At 74.3% G+C, this 20,585-nt stretch carries 19 protein-coding genes; 7 read left to right on the top strand and 12 right to left on the bottom strand.

All coding sequences use genetic code 11. The features are described from left to right. Positions 1-3: 3 nt before the first annotated feature. The 3 genes from E6U81_RS21115 to E6U81_RS21125 form a co-directional block, all read right to left on the bottom strand. Positions 4-1,338: a cytochrome P450 gene (locus E6U81_RS21115; RefSeq protein ID WP_240803938.1), complete on the bottom strand. Its 1,335-nt coding sequence runs from the start codon at positions 1,336-1,338 to the stop codon at positions 4-6. Between the two features lie 171 nt (positions 1,339-1,509). Beyond that, positions 1,510-2,163, bottom strand: a complete 654-nt coding sequence (locus tag E6U81_RS21120) for a DUF305 domain-containing protein (RefSeq protein ID WP_136231656.1) — start codon at positions 2,161-2,163, stop codon at positions 1,510-1,512. Positions 2,164-2,287: 124 nt separating this feature from the next. Next, entirely contained in the window at positions 2,288-2,710 is a 423-nt protein-coding gene (locus tag E6U81_RS21125; RefSeq protein WP_136231657.1) for a DUF6153 family protein, read from the bottom strand. Between the two features lie 105 nt (positions 2,711-2,815). Between E6U81_RS21125 and E6U81_RS21130 the strand changes: the two genes are divergently transcribed. The 4 genes from E6U81_RS21130 to E6U81_RS21145 all read left to right on the top strand — a co-directional run bounded on the left by E6U81_RS21130 (position 2,816) and on the right by E6U81_RS21145 (position 6,444). After that, positions 2,816-3,226, top strand: a complete 411-nt coding sequence (locus tag E6U81_RS21130) for a hypothetical protein (protein WP_136231658.1) — start codon at positions 2,816-2,818, stop codon at positions 3,224-3,226. Positions 3,227-3,459: 233 nt separating this feature from the next. Continuing rightward, a complete protein-coding gene (locus E6U81_RS21135; protein ID WP_136231659.1) occupies positions 3,460-3,888 on the top strand; it encodes a hypothetical protein in 429 nt (142 codons plus the stop codon). Positions 3,889-4,015: 127 nt separating this feature from the next. Next, positions 4,016-5,140 (top strand): PLP-dependent cysteine synthase family protein, encoded by a 1,125-nt coding sequence (locus E6U81_RS21140; RefSeq protein ID WP_136231660.1) that lies wholly within the window; start codon positions 4,016-4,018, stop codon positions 5,138-5,140. Continuing rightward, entirely contained in the window at positions 5,137-6,444 is a 1,308-nt protein-coding gene (locus tag E6U81_RS21145; RefSeq protein ID WP_136231661.1) for an MFS transporter, read from the top strand. The genes E6U81_RS21140 and E6U81_RS21145 overlap by 4 nt, the downstream gene beginning before the upstream one ends. Positions 6,445-6,480: 36 nt before the next feature. On the opposite strand, the gene E6U81_RS21150 is transcribed toward E6U81_RS21145, so the two are convergent. The 3 genes from E6U81_RS21150 to E6U81_RS21160 all read right to left on the bottom strand — a co-directional run bounded on the left by E6U81_RS21150 (position 6,481) and on the right by E6U81_RS21160 (position 9,732). Further along, positions 6,481-8,658: a tetratricopeptide repeat protein gene (locus tag E6U81_RS21150; protein WP_136231662.1), complete on the bottom strand. Its 2,178-nt coding sequence runs from the start codon at positions 8,656-8,658 to the stop codon at positions 6,481-6,483. Between the two features lie 157 nt (positions 8,659-8,815). Continuing rightward, entirely contained in the window at positions 8,816-9,151 is a 336-nt protein-coding gene (locus E6U81_RS21155; protein ID WP_136231663.1) for a hypothetical protein, read from the bottom strand. Positions 9,152-9,243: 92 nt separating this feature from the next. Next, positions 9,244-9,732, bottom strand: a complete 489-nt coding sequence (locus E6U81_RS21160) for a flavin reductase family protein (protein WP_206309988.1) — start codon at positions 9,730-9,732, stop codon at positions 9,244-9,246. A gap of 185 nt (positions 9,733-9,917) precedes the next feature. Here E6U81_RS21160 and E6U81_RS21165 point away from each other — a divergent pair, with 185 nt between their 5' ends. Next, positions 9,918-10,091 carry a CsbD family protein gene (locus tag E6U81_RS21165; RefSeq protein WP_078959083.1) on the top strand — a complete coding sequence of 58 codons (174 nt, stop codon included), beginning with the start codon at positions 9,918-9,920 and terminating at the stop codon, positions 10,089-10,091. A 101-nt stretch (positions 10,092-10,192) separates the two neighbouring features. Here E6U81_RS21165 and E6U81_RS21170 read toward each other — a convergent pair whose 3' ends face one another. From E6U81_RS21170 to E6U81_RS21185, 4 genes are all read right to left on the bottom strand, one after another. Then, positions 10,193-10,669 carry a hypothetical protein gene (locus tag E6U81_RS21170; protein WP_136231664.1) on the bottom strand — a complete coding sequence of 159 codons (477 nt, stop codon included), beginning with the start codon at positions 10,667-10,669 and terminating at the stop codon, positions 10,193-10,195. A gap of 146 nt (positions 10,670-10,815) precedes the next feature. Next, the gene (locus E6U81_RS21175) at positions 10,816-12,033 is read right to left on the bottom strand and encodes an FAD-dependent oxidoreductase (RefSeq protein ID WP_206309985.1); all 1,218 of its coding nucleotides are present in this window, start codon (positions 12,031-12,033) and stop codon (positions 10,816-10,818) included. Further along, entirely contained in the window at positions 12,030-13,430 is a 1,401-nt protein-coding gene (locus tag E6U81_RS21180; RefSeq protein ID WP_136231665.1) for an FAD-dependent oxidoreductase, read from the bottom strand. Before E6U81_RS21180 ends, E6U81_RS21175 begins: the two co-directional genes overlap by 4 nt. Then, entirely contained in the window at positions 13,427-14,863 is a 1,437-nt protein-coding gene (locus E6U81_RS21185; RefSeq protein ID WP_136231666.1) for an FGGY family carbohydrate kinase, read from the bottom strand. Before E6U81_RS21185 ends, E6U81_RS21180 begins: the two co-directional genes overlap by 4 nt. 289 nt (positions 14,864-15,152) lie before the next feature. Between E6U81_RS21185 and E6U81_RS21190 the strand changes: the two genes are divergently transcribed. Both E6U81_RS21190 and E6U81_RS21195 read left to right on the top strand, forming a co-directional pair. Continuing rightward, positions 15,153-16,133, top strand: a complete 981-nt coding sequence (locus E6U81_RS21190) for a hypothetical protein (RefSeq protein WP_136231667.1) — start codon at positions 15,153-15,155, stop codon at positions 16,131-16,133. A gap of 89 nt (positions 16,134-16,222) precedes the next feature. Further along, a complete protein-coding gene (locus E6U81_RS21195) occupies positions 16,223-17,755 on the top strand; it encodes an amino acid permease (RefSeq protein ID WP_136231668.1) in 1,533 nt (510 codons plus the stop codon). A 58-nt stretch (positions 17,756-17,813) separates the two neighbouring features. On the opposite strand, the gene E6U81_RS21200 is transcribed toward E6U81_RS21195, so the two are convergent. Next, positions 17,814-19,103, bottom strand: coding sequence for a phosphatase PAP2 family protein (locus tag E6U81_RS21200; RefSeq protein ID WP_136231736.1), 1,290 nt, complete (start codon positions 19,101-19,103; stop codon positions 17,814-17,816). A 230-nt stretch (positions 19,104-19,333) separates the two neighbouring features. Then, complete coding sequence (locus E6U81_RS21205) at positions 19,334-20,377, bottom strand: hypothetical protein (protein WP_136231669.1); 1,044 nt, start codon at positions 20,375-20,377, stop codon at positions 19,334-19,336. Positions 20,378-20,585 lie beyond the last annotated feature (208 nt).

Raw genomic sequence — 20,585 nt, forward strand, 5'->3', positions numbered from 1 at the left:
GGTCTAGAGGGGCGCGGCGGCGCCGAGGGTCGCGGGGGTGGGGCCGTCGGGGCGGACGATGAGGCCGTAGGCGGCCTTGGCGGGGACGGAGTGGAAGTGCGGGACGTGGGCGGGCAGCAGGTGTTCGAGGAGGACGGTCGACTCCCGGAGGGCGAACTGCAGGCCCAGGCAGGCCCGGGGGCCCAGGCCGAAGGGCGCGTAGCTGCCGGGGCGGGTGGGCCGCCGGCCCGGGGTGAGGAAGCGGTCCGGGTCGAAGCGGCCGGGTTCCTCCCAGGTCCCGGGGTCCCGGTGGGTGAGGTAGGGGCAGACCAGGACGTCGGTGCCGGCCTCGATCGCGTATCCGGTGAGAACGTCGTCGCCCACCGCGTGGCGGGGCAGGATCCAGGCCGACGGGTAGAAGCGCAGTGTCTCGTGGACCAGGGCCTGCACCGCCCGGCGCCGTTCCGGGGAGCCTTCCGCGCCCGCGGCCAGGGCCCGCTCCCGCGCCGTCGGGTTGCGGTCGAGCAGGAGGTGGAGCCAGGTCAGGGTGGTCGCGGTGGTCTCGTGGCCGGCGACCAGCAGGGTGACGAGCTCGTCCCGGATCAGCCGGTCGGTGTACTGGGGGGAGGTTTCCGCCGCCTCCAGCAGGACGTGCAGCAGCCCCGGGCCGTGGGGGCCCGCGCCGGCGGTGCGGGCGGCTGCGATGGCACGGCTCGACAGGGCGTCGATCCGGGCGAGTTCGGCGGCCACCACCCCCTGGGCGGCGACGCCGTCGGCGGGCAGGCCGGGCAGGGCGGCCACCACGGCCGGCACGGCGGCCAGTTCACGTTCGGTGCCGGGGTCCAGGGGATGCCCGGTCAGCGACCGCCAGATGGTGTCCAGGGCGAAGCGGCGCATCTCCTCGCCGACGTCGAGTACCTGCCCGTCGCGGGCGTACGCGGCCCAGCGGGCCGCGGTGGTCCGCGCGGCCTCGGAGATCCGATGCTCGTAGCGGCGCATCCCGCGCCCGGTGAACTGGGACTGGAGGAGCCTGCGTTGGCTTTGCCAGGCTTCGCCGGTCGCGGCCAGGAGCCCGTCGCCGATCAGCAGCCGGGCCCGGTGCGAGCGCTTCACGTACAGGTCGGGGCGCAGCGCGAGGACGTGCTGGACGGCTTCGGGCGCGGTGACCAGGACGGTGGGGCGCGGGCCGAGCCGGAACGCGGCGACGCCGCCGAGCCGCGCGCGGGCCTGGGCGAACAGGTCGACGAGCTCCCCTCCCCCGGCCTGCCAGTCCCGTACGGCGGCGGCGTCCAGCTCGGGGACCGGGCGGCCGGCCGGGGACGGGACCGGGAGGGGGCCGGGGCGGGCGTGGGTGGCCACTGGTCTGCTCCTGTTCGGCGGCTGTGCGTCGTCACGGACCGGTTTGGGCATCACGCACTGTAGGGGAGCGGGCGCGGCGCGCGACAGCCCGCCTCCGGTCTCCGCGCGCGGAGACCGGAGGCGGTGCGCACGGTCAGGTGCCGGGCGGCGCCGTCGCGGCGCCGGGGAAGGTCAGCCCTTGCCGAGGAGCTTGTTCATCTGCGCGATCTCGGCGGACTGGGAGGTGACGATCGCCCCGGCCATCGCCTTGGCCGCGGGGAAGGCGCCCTGTGCCTGCTCCGTCCTCGCCATCGCCACCGCGCCCTCGTGGTGCAGGACCATCAGCTCCATGAAGGCGGTGTCGAACGCCGCGCCCGAGGCGTTCTTCAGCCCGTCCATCTGGTCCGGGGTCATCATCCCGGACGTGCCGTGCGCCGAGTGGTCCATGGCGCCCTCGGCGGGCACCTGCTCGCCCCAGGAGGCCAGCCATCCGGACAGGGTCTTGATCTCGGGGTCCTGTGCCTTCCTGATGTCCTCGGCGAGCTTCTTCACCTCCGCGGAGCGGGCGCGGGAGGGGGCCAGATCGGCCATCTCCACGGCCTGGCGGTGGTGGGGGATCATCCCCTTGGCGAAGGCGGCGTCCGCCGCGTTGTGCTGCCCCTGGGCGGCCGGGGTCCGGGCCTGGGCCGATGCGGTGGCCGACGGGGACGCCGAGGCGGCCGCGGAGCCGTGGCCGTCGTGTCCGCCCGTGCTGTCGCCGCCACCGCAGGCGGCGAGCACGACGGCGGCAGCGCCCGCCGAGACGACGGCGGCGGCGCGGCGGAAGAGGGAACGCTTACTGGTCATGGTGGTGCTGCTCCTTGATCCGCAGCCCGGTCCGGGGCGTGCGGGAAGAACGGATGGAGAGGGAAGGCCCGGAGCACGGCCGTGCGCCCGGCGGGTGCCGGGTGGGACGGGCCGCGCGGCCGCTCTAGATCCGCAGCAGCTGCAGTTCGGCCAGATCGGGTGGAGCCCGGGCGCCGGCCGCGGCCACCGGTTCGGCGGCGTCCCACGAGGACACCCCGGGGAGGCCCACGAGGGCCTTGGCGAGCGCGGGGGGCGCGTACGCGGAGGCGACGCCGGCAGCGGCGCAGGTGGCGTCGGCGTGCTCTGCATGGCCCGAACCGCCGGCGGGGTGCGAGCAGTCCTCGCCCGACTGTTCGACGACGGGAGTTGCGTGGTCCCCGGCCATGGCGTGGTGGCCGCCCGCGGACACGGCAGCGGACACCGGGGCCGGGGCCGGACCCAGGGCGTGCATGCCGAGGATCCCGGTCAGCACCGCCAGTACCAGCACGAGCAGCGCCGCACCGCGCGCCGAGGGGCGTCGGTTCGTCGGGTGGCAGGTGCGGGTCACCGGATCATCGTACGGCCCCCGCGGGCCGGCAAGGCCCTACCCCTTTCGAGCCATTCGCCCGGGCGGGCCTGCCGTCGGCCGCGAACCGGTGGCTAGGATCACGACATGATCACGGCTCGGTCGTCCTCCGGCGTGCCGCGGATCCGGGGACACCGGAGTCCGCCGGTGCTCCTCTGGCTGGCCCTGCTCCTCATCGGCCTGCTCGACGCGCACGGGATCGGCGACCGCGGCGGCGTGCACCGCACCCCTCCCGCCTCCGCCTCCTCCGTCTCCTCCGCCGCTGCCGTCACCGTCTCCCCGCAGGCACTCGTGGCCGGCACGGACGGCTCCACACATCCGGCCGAGCAGTGCATGCCCGACCGCTCCGACCGCGGCACCGCTCCCACGAACCACCCGCAGACGGTCGCCGGTCCGGCCACGCCCGCCCTGCGGACGGACGGGTCACCGACGCCGGGCACGTCGCCGCAGGCATGCGGCACCCCGGCCCGGCCCGCGCACGCAGTCCTGCGCATCTAGGGCGTCTCTTCGGATCCTGTCGGCCGAGCCCGGGCCCGCGCCGCCCGCCCGCACCCGGCGGTCCAGTGGGCCACGCGGCGCATGCGGTTCACCCTTCCCGGGCGTTCAGGCGCCGCGCCGACCGGGCCCCCGGGCATCGGCGGAACACTCCGCATGACCCGCGGCACCATCCACCTGCCCCTACCGGGCCCCCCGTCCCCGCCCACGGTCCGAAGCACCTCCACGGAGGAGCCGTGTCGTTCCACCCTTGCGCCGCCGCGCGCCGCGCGGGCGTCCTCGTGCGGCCGCTGCTCGCGCTGTCCGCGTTCCTCGCGCTGTCCGCCTTCACCGCGGCCCTCATCGGCTGCCTGGTCCATGACGGTCAGCCGCCCCCGCGGCAGGCCCTCGCGCGGTCCGCCCCGGCCCATCACCACCAGCCCGCCGCCCAGGACTCCCCGGGGGTACCCCACCCCGACGACCCCTGCGTCCTCCACCTCGCACCACGGGGCATGCAGGAACTCGCGGCGCAGCGCCCGGCCGCCTTCCCGGTGCTCTTCGTGGTGCTCCTCGCGCTGCTCACCGCCGCGTCGCCCCGCCCGGTACGGCGCCGCGCCTCCACCGCTCCCGAGATAGCGCTCGCGGGACGCAGAACCAGGACACGCGTCTGCTGCTGGCGGATCTAGCAGCCGTTCGTACGGCCTTCCCGAAGGCCGCCGTCCCCTCCGCCGCGCACGGGCGAACGCCCCTCCCGCGACGGCGCCGGACGAGACGTGCACGGAACCGTCCGTCTACGAACGAGAGCAGAGGAAGATGTCCTCACCGTCCACACGCACCACCCCGCCCGCCCGCGGCGCCGCCCTGTCCGGGCTCGTCGGCAACACCCCGCTCCTGCGCGTGTCCGAGCCCTTCGCTCCGGAAGGACACGGCTTCTGGGCCAAGCTGGAGGGCTTCAACCCCGGTGGCATCAAGGACCGGCCGGGCCTGCATATGGTCGAGCGGGCCCGCGCCCGCGGCGACCTGCTGCCGGGCGCCCGGATCATCGAGTCCACCAGCGGCACCCTCGGCCTGGGGCTCGCCCTGGCCGGCATGGTCCACGGGCATCCGGTCACCCTGGTCACCGATCCGGGCCTGGAACCGTCCATGACGAAACTGCTGACCGCCTACGGAGCCCGGGTCAACGTCGTGGCCGAACCCCACCCCGCCGGCGGGTGGCAGGAGGCCCGCCGCGAGCGGGTGCGGCAGCTGATGGCCCGCAGCCCCGGATCCTGGTGCCCCGACCAGTACAACAACCCCGACAACACCGGCGCGTACACGCCGCTCGCCCTGGAACTGGCCACCGAGCTGCGGCACATCGACGTCCTGGTGTGCAGCGTCGGCACCGGCGGGCACTCAGCGGGCGTCTCCCGCGTGCTGCGGCAGCTCTACCCGCAGCTGGAGCTGGTCGGTGTGGACACCATCGGCTCGACGATCTTCGGCCAGCCGGCCCGGCCCCGCCTGATGCGCGGGCTCGGATCGAGCATCTACCCCCGCAACGTCGCCTACGGAAACTTCGGCGAGGTGCACTGGGTGGCGCCGTCCGAAGCGGTCTGGGCCTGCCGGCAGCTGGCCGGCTCGCACTACGCCACGGGCGGCTGGAGCGTCGGCGCCGTCGCCCTGGTCGCCGGCTGGCTGGCCCGGACCCGGCCGGCGGACACCCGTATCGCCGCGGTCTTCCCCGACGGACCCCAGCGGTACCTCGGCACCGTCTACGACGACGACTACTGCGCGGCCCACGGGCTCCTCGACGACCCGCCGGCCGCCGAACCGGAGGTCGTCGGGCGCGTCGACGAGAAGGAGGTCACCCGCTGGACCCGGTGCGCCGCCGTCGTCGATCCGCTGTCCCTCCAGGAGCGGGCCGCCGGATCCCCGGAACAGGCGGAGGGCTCCGGCCGGTGAAGGGCACCCTCGCGCAGGTCCGCTCCTACGACCGCAGCGTCCAGTTGTTGATGGTGAACCAGTTCACCATCAACCTCGGCTTCTACATGCTGATGCCGTACCTCGCCGCGCACCTGTCCGGCTCGCTGGGACTGGCCGGCTGGCTCGTCGGCCTGGTCCTCGGCGTACGCAACTTCAGCCAGCAGGGCATGTTCCTGGTCGGCGGCACCCTGGCCGACCGGCTCGGCTACAAGCCCCTGATCATCGCGGGGCTGGTGCTGCGCGTCGCCGGCTTCGCCGCCCTCGGACTCGTCGACTCCGTGCCCGCCCTGCTGGCGGCGTCAGCGGCCACCGGGCTGGCGGGGGCCCTGTTCAACCCGGCGACCCGGGCGTACCTGGCCGCGGACGCGGGCGACCGCCGGGTGGAGGCGTTCGCCCTGTTCAACGTCTTCTACCAGGCCGGCATCCTGCTCGGGCCGCTGGTGGGGATGGTCCTCACCGGGGCCGGGTTCCGCGTCACCTGCCTGACGGCGGCCGGGATCTTCGCCGTACTGAGCCTCGTACAGATCCGCAGCCTGCCCGCACGCCGGGCGGTGGACGGGGCGGGCACGGACCCGGACGGCGCGCGGGAGACGGCGTGGGCCCAGTGGCGGGGGATCCTCGCCAACCGGCCGTTCCTGCTTTTCGCGGCGGCGATGACCGGCTCGTACGTGCTGACCTTCCAGGTGTACCTGGCGCTGCCGCTGGAGGTCCGGCGCCTCGGCGGTGACGGGGCCTTCCCGGGGGCGGCGACGGCCGCGCTGTTCGCCGTCTCGGGGCTGAGCACCGTCCTGTTCCAGACGCGGGTGACCGCCTGGTGCACGGCGCGCACGGTGCCGGGCCGGGCGTTGACCTGGGGGCTGCTGGTGATGGGCGGCGCGTTCGTACCGCTGCTCCTGGCCGCGGCCGTACCGGTGCCGGACGGGGGTCCCGGGCGGTGGCTGCTCGCCGCCGGACCGCCGGCGCTGGCGGCGCTGCTGCTCGCCGTCGGCACGATGATCGCCTATCCGTTCGAGATGGACACGATCGTCCGGCTCTCCGGGGACCGGCTCGTCGCGACGCACTACGGGCTCTACAACACGGTCTGCGGGATCGGCATCACCGTGGGCAACCTGCTCACCGGGGCGGCCCTCGACGCGGCCCGGGCCTCGGGGGCGCCGGCGCTGCCGTGGCTGTCGCTGGCCGCCCTGGGAGCCCTGTGCGCCGCCGCGGTCCGGTGGCTGCACCGCAGCGGGCGGCTCGCGGATCCCGGCCTCGCCGGACGGACGGAGCCGGCCGCCGCCTGACCGGCCCCTCCTCCCCCGGCGCGGGTGGTACGCCGGTCACGCCCGGTGCCGCCCCGCCGGCGGGAGTGCGGCCAGCAGCTCCCGGGCCAGGCGCAGATGGCGGTGGCCCGGCTCCAGCAGGGTCCGGGCGTCGTCGAGGGTCCGGGTGAGCAGGGCGCGGGCCTCCTCGGGGCGGTCCGAGGAGGCCAGTGCGCGGGCCCATTCCAGGCGGGCGTAGATCGTGTGCGGGTGGTCGGGGCCCATGACCCGGGTGCGGTCGGCCACCAGCGACTCCCAGGCGGCCGCCGCTTCGGCGGTCCGGCCGGCACGTGCGGCGAAGGCCGCGAGGCTGCTGCGGACGGCGAGGGTGTGCGGGTCGTCGGGGCCGAGGCAGCGTTCGGCGTCGGCCAGCAGCTCGGCCAACTGCTCCTCGGTCCGGGCCGGTTCGCCGGTCCGGTACCAGATCAGGCTGCGCCGGGTGGCCAGCACCTGCGGGTCCTCCGGGCCCTGGACCCGCAGCCGGTCGGCGAGCAGCCGGGCCAGCTGCCTGGCCGCCTCGGCAGGGGCGCCCGACTCGCCGGTGAAGTAGGCCAGTTCGTGCCGGGCGGCCAGGGTGTCCGGGTGGTCGGCGCCGAGGACGGACGCGGTGTGGGCGGCCAGGGCGGCGAACCGGCCGGCCGCGGCGTGCGGGTTACCGGCCTCACCGGTGAAGAAGGCCAGCTGGTGGCGGGCGGCCAGGGTGTCGGGGTGGGCGGGGCCCAGCCGGTCCTCGCGCCGCCGGGTGATCCCGGCGAGGTCGGCTGCGGCCCGGCGCGGGCGCCCCGCGTCCCCGACCGTGATGGCGAACAGGAAGTCGGCGCCGGGCGCCCCGCCCAGCCGGGCCCGCGACAGCGCTTCGGCGGCCCGCCTGGGGCGCCCTTCCTGGTGGGCCAGCAGGCCCATGTCGTAGGCCTCGGCGGGGGTGACCCTCGCCACGAGGGCCTGCCACAGGTGCTCCGGCACCGGGGTCAGGCCGGGCGCGCCCAGGAGGTAGTCGAAGGCCGTGTACCCCTGGGTGTAGTTGCCGATGAGCAGGCCGCTGGTGGCGTACACGGCCTTGCAGGCCCAGTTCATCGCGTCGTCGAAGGGTTCCGGCTGGAGGTCGCCGCCGCCGCGCTCCTCCAGGTAGGGCCGGTGCAGTTCGCGCAGCCGGTCCCGGCTCACCGGGCTCCGCAGTCCGGCCCGCCGGCAGTCCACGGCGGCGGCGACCAGGGCCGCGCCGCGCGGATTGGCGCCGGGCGCCCAGGCGTTGTGCCAGGCCGCGAGCAACTCGGGTCCGGCGGCGAGGACTTCCGCGATGCCGAAACGCTCCCCCGCCCGCAGGGCCGCCCTGATCCGCGGGTCGTGTCCGTGGGCGGCGGCCCGCCCGCGTTCCTCGGGCGACCAGTGCCGGGCCAGCCGGACCACCTCAGCCTGCCGGAGCACGTCCCGCTGGGTGCGCCAGGCGTCGCGGTCGGAGCCCGTCAGCCGGCCCTCCTCGCGGGCGTCGAAGCGCCGGAACTCCTGGGTGCGCATGGTCGCCAGCACCACCCGGCGCCCCGGCGCCGGCGCCGACAGGGCGGCCAGCATGGCGGTCGTGAGCCCGCCCGCGCCGAGGAACTCCTCCAGGTCGTCCAGCCACAGCACCGCGCGCCGCCGCGTACCGGCCACGCGCAGCGCCTGCGGGAGGGCGGCCCTGCCCAGGGGGCGGACGAAGGCGTGACCGGGGAAGAGCGTGCGGGCCATCTCGTGCGCCAGCCGGGACTTGCCGGCGGTGGACTCCCCCACCAGCAGGACGAATCCGGCCCGCCCCAGGGCCTCGCGGAGCTGCGGCTCCACGTCGCGGCGGATGTACGCGGGGGGCGCGGCCGGGGTCCGGCTCCCGTCGGCGGGATGTCCGTCCGCGTGGTGGGCGCCGGCGGGCTCGGGGCGGTCCACCTGCCGCAGTGTCGGGATCCGGCCCGTCGCGGTGCGCAGCAGCGCGTCCGCTCCGGTTGCGGGGGCGTCGTCCCCGCCCGCCGCCGTGCCGCGCCGCGGCTGGAGCCGCTCGGCGACCAGGCCGGAGAAGGTGGTGACGGCGGCGCCGATTCCGGTGGCCCATGCCCCGCTGGTCCACAGCGAGGCCAGGGCCAGGGCCGCCGCGCCCAGGCCGACCGCCCCCACGTAGGCCGGCCAGCCGCGCACGCGGCTGTTCTCCCGTACGAGCAACACCGGCATGCCGCCCCCCACACGTCCGTGGCCGGCCCCCATTTTCACCCGTGCGGGTGAATTCGGAACCCGGGGCGTCAAGGTGACGGCCCCGCCTGACCGGATGTCAGCGGTCGGGCGGGGCCGAGTCACCCGGCAGGACTCCCCTGCGAGCGGTGGTCCGGGGTCAGCCTTCCTTGACGAGTACGGTGATGTTCCGGTTGCGGATGAGGACCCGTTCCACCTCGTCGCCGATCTCGAACTCGCCTTCCACATCGGTGGGCGTGATCACCTGGGCGACGACCCCCTTCGGCGGGACCTCGGTCAGCTCCAGGTGGAGTTCCTCGGGCACCGGGACGAACGGTGGGGACGCGAGTACCAGTTCGAGGTCGAAGCCGGGGGTGCGGCACTGGCACGTGCCCTTCACCGTGACCGTGCGCCCGCCCTTGCCCGCCCGGTGGGCCGTGGCGGTGAAGTCCTCGGCACCGGCTGCGCAGGCGAATCCGTTCCCGTATCCAGACATGCCTTCTCCCGTCGTCCGTTCGATGGTTGGCTGATCACACGCGGATCCAGTCTCTGCGCGGTCGGTGTGGGCCGCAAACAGAGGCGGGGCCGTCAGGCCGGATGGCCGGGTGTGAGGTCCAGGACGTCGCTCAGGAGCAGCAGCGGCGGCCGCCGGGGGCCGGGGCTGCTCGTCTCGACGGGCGCGAGCAGGAATCCGACGTGGTCTCCGCCGTCGGTGTGCCCTTCGATCCGGCCGAGGAACCAGGCGGCGGCGTCCTCCAGGATCGGCGCGGGGGCGTGGGGCGAGCACCGCCAGGCGAGGTGCTCGAACTTGTCGGTGTCGTCGCCGGTCCGGCCGCCGAAGAGCGCGGCCGTGCCCTTCTGGTCGTCCCGCAGGGCGTGCACCGCGAGGTGGGAGGCCGTCCGGGCGACCGTGTACGTGTGATTGGCCTTGGAGAGCCACACCACGAACCGGGGCGGATCGATGGAGCACTGGGAGGCGAAGCCCACCAGGCACCCGGCGCGCCGGTCCCCGGCCGCCGCCGTCACCACGTACATCGGGTGGTCGAGCACGTCGGTGAACGCGTCCAGCTCCGCCACGGTGGCACTCACCCTCTCGGCCTCTCTCGGGCCCGCTTCCGGCTCCCCATCGTCCCACCGCGCGTCCAGGTGGTCACGTCGGCCCCCGGGGGGGGATCGGCGGGGTCGCGTTTGACGCCGGGGATCGTGGTCAGAAGCGGGGTGTACGACGCATCCGTACCCCGATCTCCAGGGAGTGATCAGTCGTGTCCGACAAGGAGAAGAGCCGGGCCAAGGCCGAGCAGGCCAAGGGCAAGCTCAAGGAGACCGCAGGCCGCGCGGTGGGCAACGAGCGCCTGACCGCCGAGGGCCGCGCCGAGAAGACCAAGGGCAATGCCCGGCAGGCCAAGGAGAAGATGAAGGACGTCTTCAAGGGCTGACCCCCGGAACGGACGGCACCGCGATGCCGCGCCGGCCGCCGACCGGTCGTGACCGGTCGGCGGCCGGCGGCATGGCGTCCCCTGCCGACCGGCACGCGGCCTCAGAGGGACGGGCTGCCGCCGAGGTTCCAGAGGAAGTCGCCCTTGCCGTCGTCGGCGAGGTCGTAGACGAGCCCGGCGTCGCCCGTGATGCCGCCCGCCGGTACGGAGGTCCACGGCGTCCAGCAGACGTAACCGCCTCCTGCCTCATTGGAGTTGACGGCGCTCTTGTAGTTGCAGACGGCGCTGGCCTTCATGACGTCGTTCTTCTCCAGCCGCGTGCTGAGCAGCAGCTTGTTGAACTTGCCGCTGCCCCCTTCCTGCCAGCTGAAGCTCGCGGAAGCCCGGACCTTGCCGCTGAAGTTCCGCCAGACACACACGCGACTGGTGATGTCGGTGTTGAACCCGCTGGTCGGGAGTTCGATGTGCTGGTAGGCGGTACAGCGGTACTCGTCGGATGCGGATGCCGGGCCGGCCAGGCCGATGACGACGGTCAGCGCGGCGGCCGATGCCCCTACAAGACGTAGGCGTGATACCACAGGTCCCCCTCAAGTGAATCGCTACTGCGAAGACCCTATGGGTGACCGAATATCAGGGCAAGTCAATTGCCATGGACTCCAGAGACCGTTGAGCTTCGAAGCCGGGTTCGCCAATGCTTTGCACAGGCCACGGCAACGGAGGCCGGTCAGGCCAGGGTCACCACGACCGGGCCGCCCGCGGGGTCCACGCGGGCGGTCCAGTGGGGCGGGAGGTGCAGGGAGCGGGACGGGGAGGCTGAGAGGGGGAACCGTCGCCGCCACAGCGGGCGGCCGTCCTGGGTCACCGTCACCACGGGGGCGGTCACTGCTTCCGCGGAGCGCAGCAGCAGCGGCCGCCGGGCGATGCCCGTGATCCGGTGGGGCGTCACCCATACGAGCGGGGCGCGGACCTGCAGGGGCGGGCCGGGCTCCGGCCAGGGGGCGCCCGCGAGGTGGGCGAGCACGGGGGCGGCCGCGGCGGCGCCCTCCGCGGCCGCGGTGGCCGCGCGTTCGATGCCGTGGAGGGCGTTGCCGACCGCGAAGACGCCGGGCACCGCCGTGCGGAAGGAGGAGTCCACGCCGGGGCCCCGGGTGCCGGGGTCCAGGGGGATTCCGCCGCGGCGGGCCAGTTCGTGGTCGGGGATCCAGTCGCCGGTGAAGACCACCGTGTCGCAGGCGAGGAGGCCCGTGCGGCCGTCCCTGTGGTGGATCACCACGCCGGTCGGCCGGCCCCGGCCGCGCAGTTCGCCGACGGTCGTCGCCGTGAGCAGCGGGATCCCCGGTACGGCGGTGGCGCGCGCCTGCTCGGTGACCATCGCCACCACGTCCGTGCCCGCCTGCCGGAGCGTGGCCGCCGCGTGGCGGGCCACGGGCTCGGCGCCCACCACCACGGCCCGGCGGCCGACGGGCAGTCCGTACGTGTGGACCGCCTGGAACAGCTCCCCGGTGGTCAGCACCCCCTGCGGGCGTGAGCCGGGAACCAGCCGGGCGCTGCGCGGGCGTTCCCGGGCGCCGGTGGCGAGTACGACGGCCCGGGCCGTGATCCGTTCCAGGCCCGCCGGGCCGGTGGTCTCCAGGCAGAGCGGGCCGGCCCAGCCGGTGGCGGTGACTTCGGTACGGAGCGCGGCCCCGGCGGCGAGCGCCTCCCGTACCGAGCGCCGCGCGTACTCGGGGCCCCGCAGCCAGAGCAGCGGCGGCCGGCCGAAGCCGCCGTGTCGGAGGTGGCGCGGCATCCCTCCCGGGTCCTGCTCGCGTTCCAGCACCTCGACCCGGCCGGCTCCCGCTCGGGCGAGGCGGGCGGCCAGCGCCAGTCCGGCGGGGCCGGCGCCGACCACCAGGACGTCGACCCGCACCTCGGTCCGATCGCCGCCGTCCGTGCCGTTCACGGTCGGGCCTCCTCGAACAGGGCGCGGACGGCGGCCCCGCAGTGGAAGCCCTGGCAGCGGCCGCCGCGGGCCCGGGTGCGCCGCCGCAGGCCGTCCGGCGAGACGGGCGGTACGGTCGCGGCGAGCGCGTCGCGGATCTCCCCGCGGGTGACGCGCTCGCAGTGGCAGACGATCCGTCCGTACTCCGGGTCCGCCGCGATCATCGCCGCGTCGCGGTACGGGCGGGGGAAGGCCTCGCCGAGGTTCGGCATCCGCACGGGTTCCGGTTCGCGGGCGCCGGTCACGGGCAGGCCGCCTTCGGCGAGCAGTTCCACCACATGGGCGGCGATCGCCAGCGAGGCGGTCAGGCCCGTGGAGCGGATCCCGCCCGCGGTCACGTACCGCTGGGCGGGATGGGCGCGGATCGCGTAGTCCTCCTGACCGGTGGCCGCGCGCAGCCCGGCGTACACGGCGGTGACCTCCTCGTCGAGGAGCGCCGGCAGGATCCGCCGGCCCTTCTCCCGCAGCAGCGCGAGCCCTTCGGCGGTCGAGCCGGTGGCCGTCTTGTCGTCCAGGTCCTCGGCGGTCGGCCCGAGCATCACGTTCCCGTACACGGTCGGCGTGACGAGCACTCCCTTGCCGCGGGCGTCGGGCACCGGCAGCAGGATGTGCCGTACGAGGCCGCGGGCGAGCTCGTCGAAGACGATCAGCTGGCCGCGGCGGGGCGTGACGGTGAAGTCCGCGTGGCCGAGGAGCCGGTCGATCTCGTCGGCATACAGGCCGGCCGCGTTGACCAGGTACCGGGTGCGCAGCGGGCCCCGGTCGGTGTCCAGGGTGTGCGGGTCGCCCGAAGCGATTCCGCGCACGGGGCAGTTGAGGTGGAGGTCGACGCCGGCGCGCACGGCCTGGGTGGCGTAGGCGAGGGTGGTCGTCCAGGGGCAGATCAGGGACTCGTCCGGTACGTGGAGGGCGCCCAGCACGCCGGGGCCGAGCTCCGGTTCGCGGGCCCGGACCTCGCCCGCCGGGAGGATGCGGGCCGCGTGGTAGCCGTTGCGCACGGCTTTGTCGGCGAGGCCCGGCAGGGCCGCGAGCTGCTCCTCGTTCCAGGCCACGAGCAGGGCTCCGACCGGTTCCACGGGGATGCCGCTGTCGGCGGCGTACGCGGCGAGCAGCCGCTGCCCGTCGCGGACGAGCCGGGCCTCCAGGGAGCCGGGCACGGCGTCGAAACCGGTGTGCAGGATGGCGGTACTGGCCTTGGAGGTGCCGTTTCCGACATCGTCGGACGCGTCGATCAGGGCGGTCCGCAGGGGGAGGCGGGCCAGTTCGCGGGCGATGGCCGAGCCGACGAGGCCGGCGCCGACGACGGTCACGTCGTAGGGGGCGCCGCCCGGGAGCGGGCCGCGCCGGGTCAGGGTCATGCGGGGCCGTCGAGCAGGGCGGACACCGCCGTCCGGAACCGTGCGCGCCGCTCGGCGGCATGCCCGGCGCCGGCCCTCGGTTCGTAGACGGCGGACGGTTTCCACTCCGGTACGGCCTCGTGCACGGCGAGGGAGGGGTCGAGGCCGAGCCGGGCGACGGCGCCGACGCCGAGGGCGGTGGCGTCCGGGAGCGCGGACACCTCGACGGGGATCTGCAGCAGGTCCGCCTGCGCCTGCATGAGGAGGGCGGAGCGGGTGAGTCCGCCGTCGACCCGCAGGGTGGCCAGCGGCTCGCCGAGATCGGCGGCGACGGCGTCGGCGAGCTCGGCGACCTGTGCGGCTATGCCGTCGCACAGCGCGTGCACGAGGTGCCCGGCGGTGGTGTCGAGGCCGAGTCCGGTGACCGAGCCGCGCAGGTCGCCCCGCCACCACGGGGCGGCGAGGCCGGCGAGCGCGGGGACGAAGGTGACGCCGCCGGCGTCGGGTGCGGTCCCGCCCACGGTGTCGAGGTCCTGGGCACCGGAGATGACGCCGAGGTCGGTGAGCCAGCGGACGGCGGACGCGGCCGTGTAGACCTGGCCGTCCAGGCAGTAGCTGGTCTGTCCGGCGAGCCGCCAGGCGACGCAGCCGACGAGTCCGGTGGTGCTGCGGCGCGGGCGCGGCCCGCTCTGGGCGAGGAGGAACGCCCCTGTTCCGTAGGTGCACTTGGCGGTACCGGGTGCGGTGACGCGTTGGGCGAGGAGCGCGGCCTGCTGGTCGACGAGCAGCCCGGTCAGCGGCAGCGGGGGCCCGAAGGCGGTGGTGGTGCCGACGCGGGTGTCCGCGTCGACGACCTCGGGCAGGGGTTCGCCGGTGAGGCCGAAGGCGTCGAGCGCCGCCGGCGACCAGTCGACGGTGTCGAGGTCGAGGAGCTGGGTGCGGCCGGCGGTCGCCGCGTCGGTGACGAAGGCGCCGGTGAGCCGGTGGACCAGCCAGGCGTCGCTGGTCGTCACGACGCCCTGCCGGGTGAGGTGGCGACGTATCCAGGCCATCTTGGGCGCGGCGAAATACGGATCGAGGGGCAGTCCCGTCCGGTCCTGCAACGCCTCGGCGTGCGGGGCCAGTTCGGCGCAGAGCTGTTCGGCTCGGCGGTCCTGCCAGACGATCGCTGCGGTCAGCGGCTCACCGGTCGCCGGGTCCCAGGCGAGGACGGTCTCGCCCTGGTTGGCCAGGCCCACCGCGGCGACCGGTGCGCCGGCCGCGGCCAGGGCGGCGCGCCCCGCGTCGACGACGGAATCCAGCAGCTCGCGGGGGTCCACCTCCACACGGCCGCCCGGCAGGTACCGGGGCCGTACGGGGGCGGATGCGGAGCCGATGACTCCTCGTACGGGGCAGACGACGAGGGCCTTGGTTCCCGAGGTGCCCTGGTCCACAGCGAGCACCGGGCCCGTCATCACCACTCCGTCCCTGGTGTCGGCATGCGCGATCGTCTCCGGGAAGCCTTCACCAGCGGACGCCGCCCCGTCAAGATCGATCCGCGCGGGCGACAGCCTCCTGACGCGAATTCACATCTTGTATGTGGCTTGATAGTTGCATTCGAAAAAGTTTCATGACTCGAACGCTCATAGTCACTCTATAGTGATCGCCGATCACCAGGCGCGAAGGCCATGCGATGCGAGGACCGATGACCACGACCACCGCAAGACGCGCCCGTCCCGACTACCCGTCGACCGGGGCGAGGTGATGGCGGGCGGCGACTTCCGGCCCGTCTACCACCCCGCCGGCCACGACAACGACCTGCGGGTGGCCGTGCAGGACCTGCGCACCGGACGCTGGCTGGCGATGGCGCACTTACTGGACCGGACGGACGGCTGGGGGCTGTGGACCCAGCGCACCCAGGTGCTCGCCGCGGTCGCCGCCGGATCCGACGTGGTCCAGGCGTGGCGGTCCGAGGAACCGCGCAGCGTCGCCGCGTCCGTCATGCACACCCGTGTCGTCGTCGAGCGCGCCGTCCGCGCCCACCGCGCGCGCCACCCCCGTACGCGCGAGCTGTGGCAGGAGGCGTGGGCCGCCTGCCGCGACGCCGCCGAGCTCAGCCCCGCCGACCCCGTGCCCTGGGTCTGCCTGCTCGCGCTGGCCCTCCTCGACGAGCACCGTTCGATGGACGAGCACCGCCAGGCGCCGCCCGCCCTGATGCTGCCCCGCGGCCCCTGGGGCATCCTCGCCCAGGTCGACAAGCGCGACCCGCACAACCGCGAGGCGTACCACCGGATGCTCCAGTTCGTGTGCGCGGGCACGCCCGGGCCGCTGACCGAGGCCGCCAACTTCGTGCACTGGGCGTCCGGTTCGGCCCCGCCCGAGTCCGCCGTCCACCTCCTGCCGCTCTACCTGAGCATCGAGCGCTACCGCCGCGAACGCGGCCAGGAGAAGGCGCTCGACCTCCACTGGGTCGCCGAGGACGCCGTCCGCGACGCCGGGCACGCCCTGGACACCTGGTTCCGCTACAGCGACCTGCGCCGCGCCTCCCAGCTCGACCTGAACCACCTCGCGCACGCACTGTGGGGAGCCCACCTTTTCGGCGCGGCGACGCAGGTCTTCGACGCGATCGACCGGTACTGGACCACCCTGCCGTGGGCCTACCGCACCCGCGACCCCGCCGACCAGGAACTGGCCATGGAGGTCTTCCTGCGGGCCCGCGCCCGCAGCCTGACGGCCCGGAGCTGACCGCGCGGACCCTTGCCGCGCGCCCCACCGGTTCCCGCTCGCCCCTTGCCCCACCCCCCGCCCCTCACGACCCCCGGAGGTACTCCCCCATGTCCCGCACCGCGCCGACCGTCCGCCAGGACAGCAAGGCCCCGCCCCGGCGGGACGAGGAGGAACGGCTCAGGGAGCTCGGCTACCAGCCCGTCCTCGCCCGCCGGATGGGCGGCTTCGGCAACTTCGCCATCAGCTTCTCGGTCATCTCGGTCCTGTCCGGCTGCATGACCCTCTACGGCTTCGGCCTGGGCACCGGCGGTCCGGCCGTGATGCTGTGGGGCTGGGCCGGCGTCGGCCTGTTCGTGCTGTGCGTGGGACTCGCCCTGGCCGAGGTGACCAGCGCCTACCCCACCTCGGGAGCGCTCTACTACATGGCCGACCGGCTCGGCGGGCGCCGCTGGGGCTGGTACACCGGCTGGCTGAACCTGCTCGGCCTGCTCGGTGCCATCGCCGGCATCGACTACGGCGCCGCCCTGTTCACCGGCGCCTTCCTCAACCTCCAGTACGGCGTCGTGCCCACCCCGGGCCTGACGTTCGTGATCTTCCTGTGCATCCTGCTGCTGCACGCCACACTCAACCTCTTCGGCGTCCGCCTCGTCAGCGTGCTGAACTCGGTCAGCGTGTGGTGGCACCTGGGCGGCGTCGCCCTGATCGTGGGCGCCCTGGCCTTCATACCCGACACGCACCAGTCGCCCTCGTTCGTCTTCACCGAGTTCGTCAACGACACCGGCTGGGCCAACCCGTTCTACGTGGCGGCGGTCGGCCTGCTGCTCGCGCAGTACACCTTCTCCGGGTACGACGCCTCCGCGCACCTCTCGGAGGAGACCTCCAACGCCTCCGTCTCCGCCGCCAAGGGCATCGTCCGGGCCATCTGGGTCTCCTGGATCGCCGGCTTCGCGCTGCTCGCGGGCCTGACCTTCGCCATCCAGGACTACGCGGCCGTCCAGGGCACCGCCACCGGTGTCCCGCCGGCGCAGATCTTCATCGACGCGCTGGGCTCCGGCGGCGCCACGGCCCTGCTCCTCGTCGTCATCGTCGCGCAGCTCTTCTGCGGCAACGCCGAGGTCGCCGCCGCCAGCCGGATGGTCTTCGCCTTCAGCCGCGACAACGCTCTCCCCGGCTCCGCCCTGTGGCGCAAGGTGAGCAGCCGTACGCAGACGCCGGTCCCGGCCGTGTGGCTCTCCGTCGCCGTCGCGGCCGTGCTGGCGCTCCCGTCGCTCTACTCCGCCACCGCCTACGGGGCCGTGACCGCCATCAACGTCATCGGCATCACCCCGGCCTACGCGATCCCGATCTACCTGCGGCTGCGCGCCGGGAACCGGTTCCAGCCGGGCCCGTGGAGCCTGGGGCGCTGGAGCAAGCCGATCGGCTGGATCGCCGTCGTGTGGGTGGCCGTCGTCACCGTGCTGTTCTGCCTGCCGCAGAAGTCGCCGGTGACCATCGACTCGATGAACTACGCGGTGATCGCCCTGGCCGTGGTCCTGGTCCTGGCCAGCGCGTGGTGGTACGCCGCCCGGCGCTCGTACGGGACCCCGTCGGCGTACGGCAACGCCCGGGAGCAGGCCGAGATCGCCGAGGGCATCGTCTGACCCGGCCGTCCGGCCGTCCGCGCGCGCCCCGCCGCACCGGGGCGCGCGCGGTGTCGTCTCAGACCAGTTCGGGCTGCTGTTCGCGGCGCTGCTGCGGCACGTGCACCGACGCCGCCGCGGCCAGGCGTTCCCACCGCTTGGTGATCCGGACGTAGCCGTAGATCACCGAGACCATCGACAGGACGACGAGCGGCCCGAACACCCACGGGTACGCCGCCATCTCCATGGACAGGTAGCGGTAGGACAGCAGGAGCCCGACGAAGACCGCGGTGCCGTAGGCGACCAGCTGGATTCCCCTGCGGTCCCGGCCGTGGTCGAGGGTGCGCAGACCGGCATCGATCGTGAGGGTGAACACGACACCGGCGACGATGTCCGCGCCGTAGTGGTAGCCGAATCCGAGCGTCGCGCCGAGCGTCGCGATCAGCCAGAACGTTCCTGCCCAGCGCAGGGCCCGCGGGGCCTTGCGGGAATGGATGAAGATCGCGGTGGCCCACGCCGTGTGCAGGCTGGGCATGCAATTGCGCGGCGTGAACTCGTCGAACGGCATCGGCTGCGGGGTGGTGACCGGCGGCGGCGTGTTCGGCCACAGCTCGGCCAGCGCCCACTGGCCGCCGTCGGCGCCGTACGCGAAGATCGGCCCGACCACCGGGAAGATCATGTAAATGCCCGGACCGAGCAGACCGATGGCCAGGAAGGTGCGCACCAGGTGGTGGCGCGGGAAGCGGCGCTCGACCGCCACCTTGCGCAGCTGGTACAGCGCGACGACGACCGCCATCACCGCGAGCTGGATGTAGACGAATTCGAGGACGCGGAAGCCGGCGACCCCGGTGGCCTCGACGATCCGGCCCGCCACCCACGACGGGTTGCCCAGGGCCTGGTCGGCGGTCGCCACGTACTGGTCGAGCACCGTCGGTCGGGTCTTCGACGTGATCAGCAGCCAGGTGTAGCCGGTCTTGCGGCCGGTGACCAGGAGCAGGGCCAGTCCGACGCCCTGCAGCAGGAGCATCCGTTCACGGCCGGTGCGGCGCGTGAGCGCGATGACGGCGCAGGCCAGGGTGACCAGCAGGGCACCGTTGCCGTACATCATCTCGGCGCCGACCGCCCAGCGCACGAGCCAGAAGACCAGGTCGATGCCGACCGCGGCGCCGATCGCGATGAACCGCTGCCGCCAGGTGAGCACCACCAGCATCAGGGCCATGCTGGCGTAGAGCACGGTGCCCGACTTGGGGGCGAACACCACCTCCCGTGCCTGGTCGGTGATCGGCCCCCGCACGCCGTAACCGCGCGCGGCGATCTCCAGTGCGACGAGGAATCCGAGGGCCACCGCACTCACCGCGACCCACAGCAACACGCTCGGGCGACGCCATGCAGCGGACTCGGCTCCGCCGCCCTTTTGCGAAATCGCTCGCTTTACCTCAGATATCAATTTTTCAGCCGATGTTCATATTTCAACCTGACCATTTGTTCGCTCGAACATGTTAGCGGAGCTGATGGGCCGGTTCGGAAATGTAGCGAAGGCCACAGCGGCGCACCCGGGGGATGCGAGGCGCACCGGGCGGAATGCCGAATTCCCCACCCTCAACAGAGGGTGTCCCAGGAGTGGAGGGCGTCCAGGGCGGCGGTGCGGGTGGCCGGCCCGGCGACGGCCTCGCGCGCCGGGGTGAGCAGGTAGTCCGCGACGGGGGTGAGCAGGAGGGAGGTCCCGGGGCTGGGGGTGAGGAGACGGGCCTCGCCCCAGGTGTGGCGGATGACGGTCCGGCGGAGCAGGGCGCCGTGCCGCACCGCGGCCCGGCGGGCACCGGGCGGGGCCCCGCGGCGGCGGCGGTGCTCGGCGGCCAGGTGGGGGGCGAGGGCGGCGCGGACGGCGGCGAGCGGACCCAGCGGGACGTACCCGGCGGCGTGGTCGAGGAGGCCCGCGGCCTCGGGCGCCAGCCGGTAGGCGGCGAGGACGGCGGCGGCCTCGGGGGCCTCGAAGGGCCGGCCGGTGAGCCCGGCGACGTCGAGTACGTCGAGGGGGCCGGGCGGCAGGGCGGGCCTCCCGAGGCGGGCCTCGGCCAGGGCGATGAGGCACTCCACGTGGTCGTCGGCGACCAGGTACGGCCGCACGGGCACGCCCCCGCCGTCGCCCGGCAGGGCGGCGGTGGAGAGGTGGACGCGGTACCAGGGGTCGACGAGGGGGTCCTCCGCGGGCCAGTGGAGCGTGACGGCGGTGTGATGGGGACGCTCACCGAGCAGGGAGACGTCGATGTGCTCCACCGGGTGGTCGGTGACCAGGCGGATGACGGCCTGCCACAGGGCGGCCTCGTCGGGGGCGACCAGGTCGAGGGTCTCCAGCGGACGGAGCAGACCGGCCGGGTAGTACCCGGCGAGCGGGAGGCCGCCGATGGCCCGCACGCCCGTGGAGCAGGCGAGGTCGGCGGCCAGGCGGGCGTACCGGTCGACCCGGCCGCGGGCCCGGCCGAGCTCGGCCCGGGCCGGCCCGCCCATCCTGACCCCGTCGCCTTCCAGGGCGGAGAGCACCAGATGGGGCAGATGGCGGCCGGCCCGGGCGCGGTGCAGCAGTTCCGCCGGCCCGGCTGCGGGGTCGGTGTCGAGCAATCTGTACAGCAATGGGGTGTTCACGGACGTCCGCCTCCGAATGTATGGTCGGGCCCGGCGCCACCGGCGGCCGAGGGGGGCGGGCGCGGTGCCCGGACGGTCTCCGGCGTGCCCGCGGCACGGAGCGATTCTGTACCGCAAGGTTCAACACCTGATCACCACAGGCTCAACGGACTCTCGACACCGAGTACGACGCTGTGGTTAAAAAGGTGACACAAATCGAGACATGGGC

Origin of the sequence: Streptomyces sp. A0592 (assembly GCF_004795115.1) — a bacterium.
In the GTDB taxonomy this organism is placed as follows: Bacteria; Actinomycetota; Actinomycetes; order Streptomycetales; family Streptomycetaceae; genus Streptomyces; species Streptomyces erythrochromogenes.

Coding starts and splice junctions, on each gene's coding strand:
- E6U81_RS21190 (WP_136231667.1), top strand. CDS start 15,153: ATGGCGGGCGGCGACTTCCGGCCCGTCTACCACCCCGCCGGCCACGAC.
- E6U81_RS21195 (WP_136231668.1), top strand. CDS start 16,223: ATGTCCCGCACCGCGCCGACCGTCCGCCAGGACAGCAAGGCCCCGCCC.
- E6U81_RS21120 (WP_136231656.1), bottom strand. CDS start 2,163: ATGACCAGTAAGCGTTCCCTCTTCCGCCGCGCCGCCGCCGTCGTCTCG.
- E6U81_RS21130 (WP_136231658.1), top strand. CDS start 2,816: ATGATCACGGCTCGGTCGTCCTCCGGCGTGCCGCGGATCCGGGGACAC.
- E6U81_RS21150 (WP_136231662.1), bottom strand. CDS start 8,658: ATGCCGGTGTTGCTCGTACGGGAGAACAGCCGCGTGCGCGGCTGGCCG.
- E6U81_RS21180 (WP_136231665.1), bottom strand. CDS start 13,430: ATGACCCTGACCCGGCGCGGCCCGCTCCCGGGCGGCGCCCCCTACGAC.
- E6U81_RS21140 (WP_136231660.1), top strand. CDS start 4,016: ATGTCCTCACCGTCCACACGCACCACCCCGCCCGCCCGCGGCGCCGCC.
- E6U81_RS21155 (WP_136231663.1), bottom strand. CDS start 9,151: ATGTCTGGATACGGGAACGGATTCGCCTGCGCAGCCGGTGCCGAGGAC.
- E6U81_RS21185 (WP_136231666.1), bottom strand. CDS start 14,863: ATGACGGGCCCGGTGCTCGCTGTGGACCAGGGCACCTCGGGAACCAAG.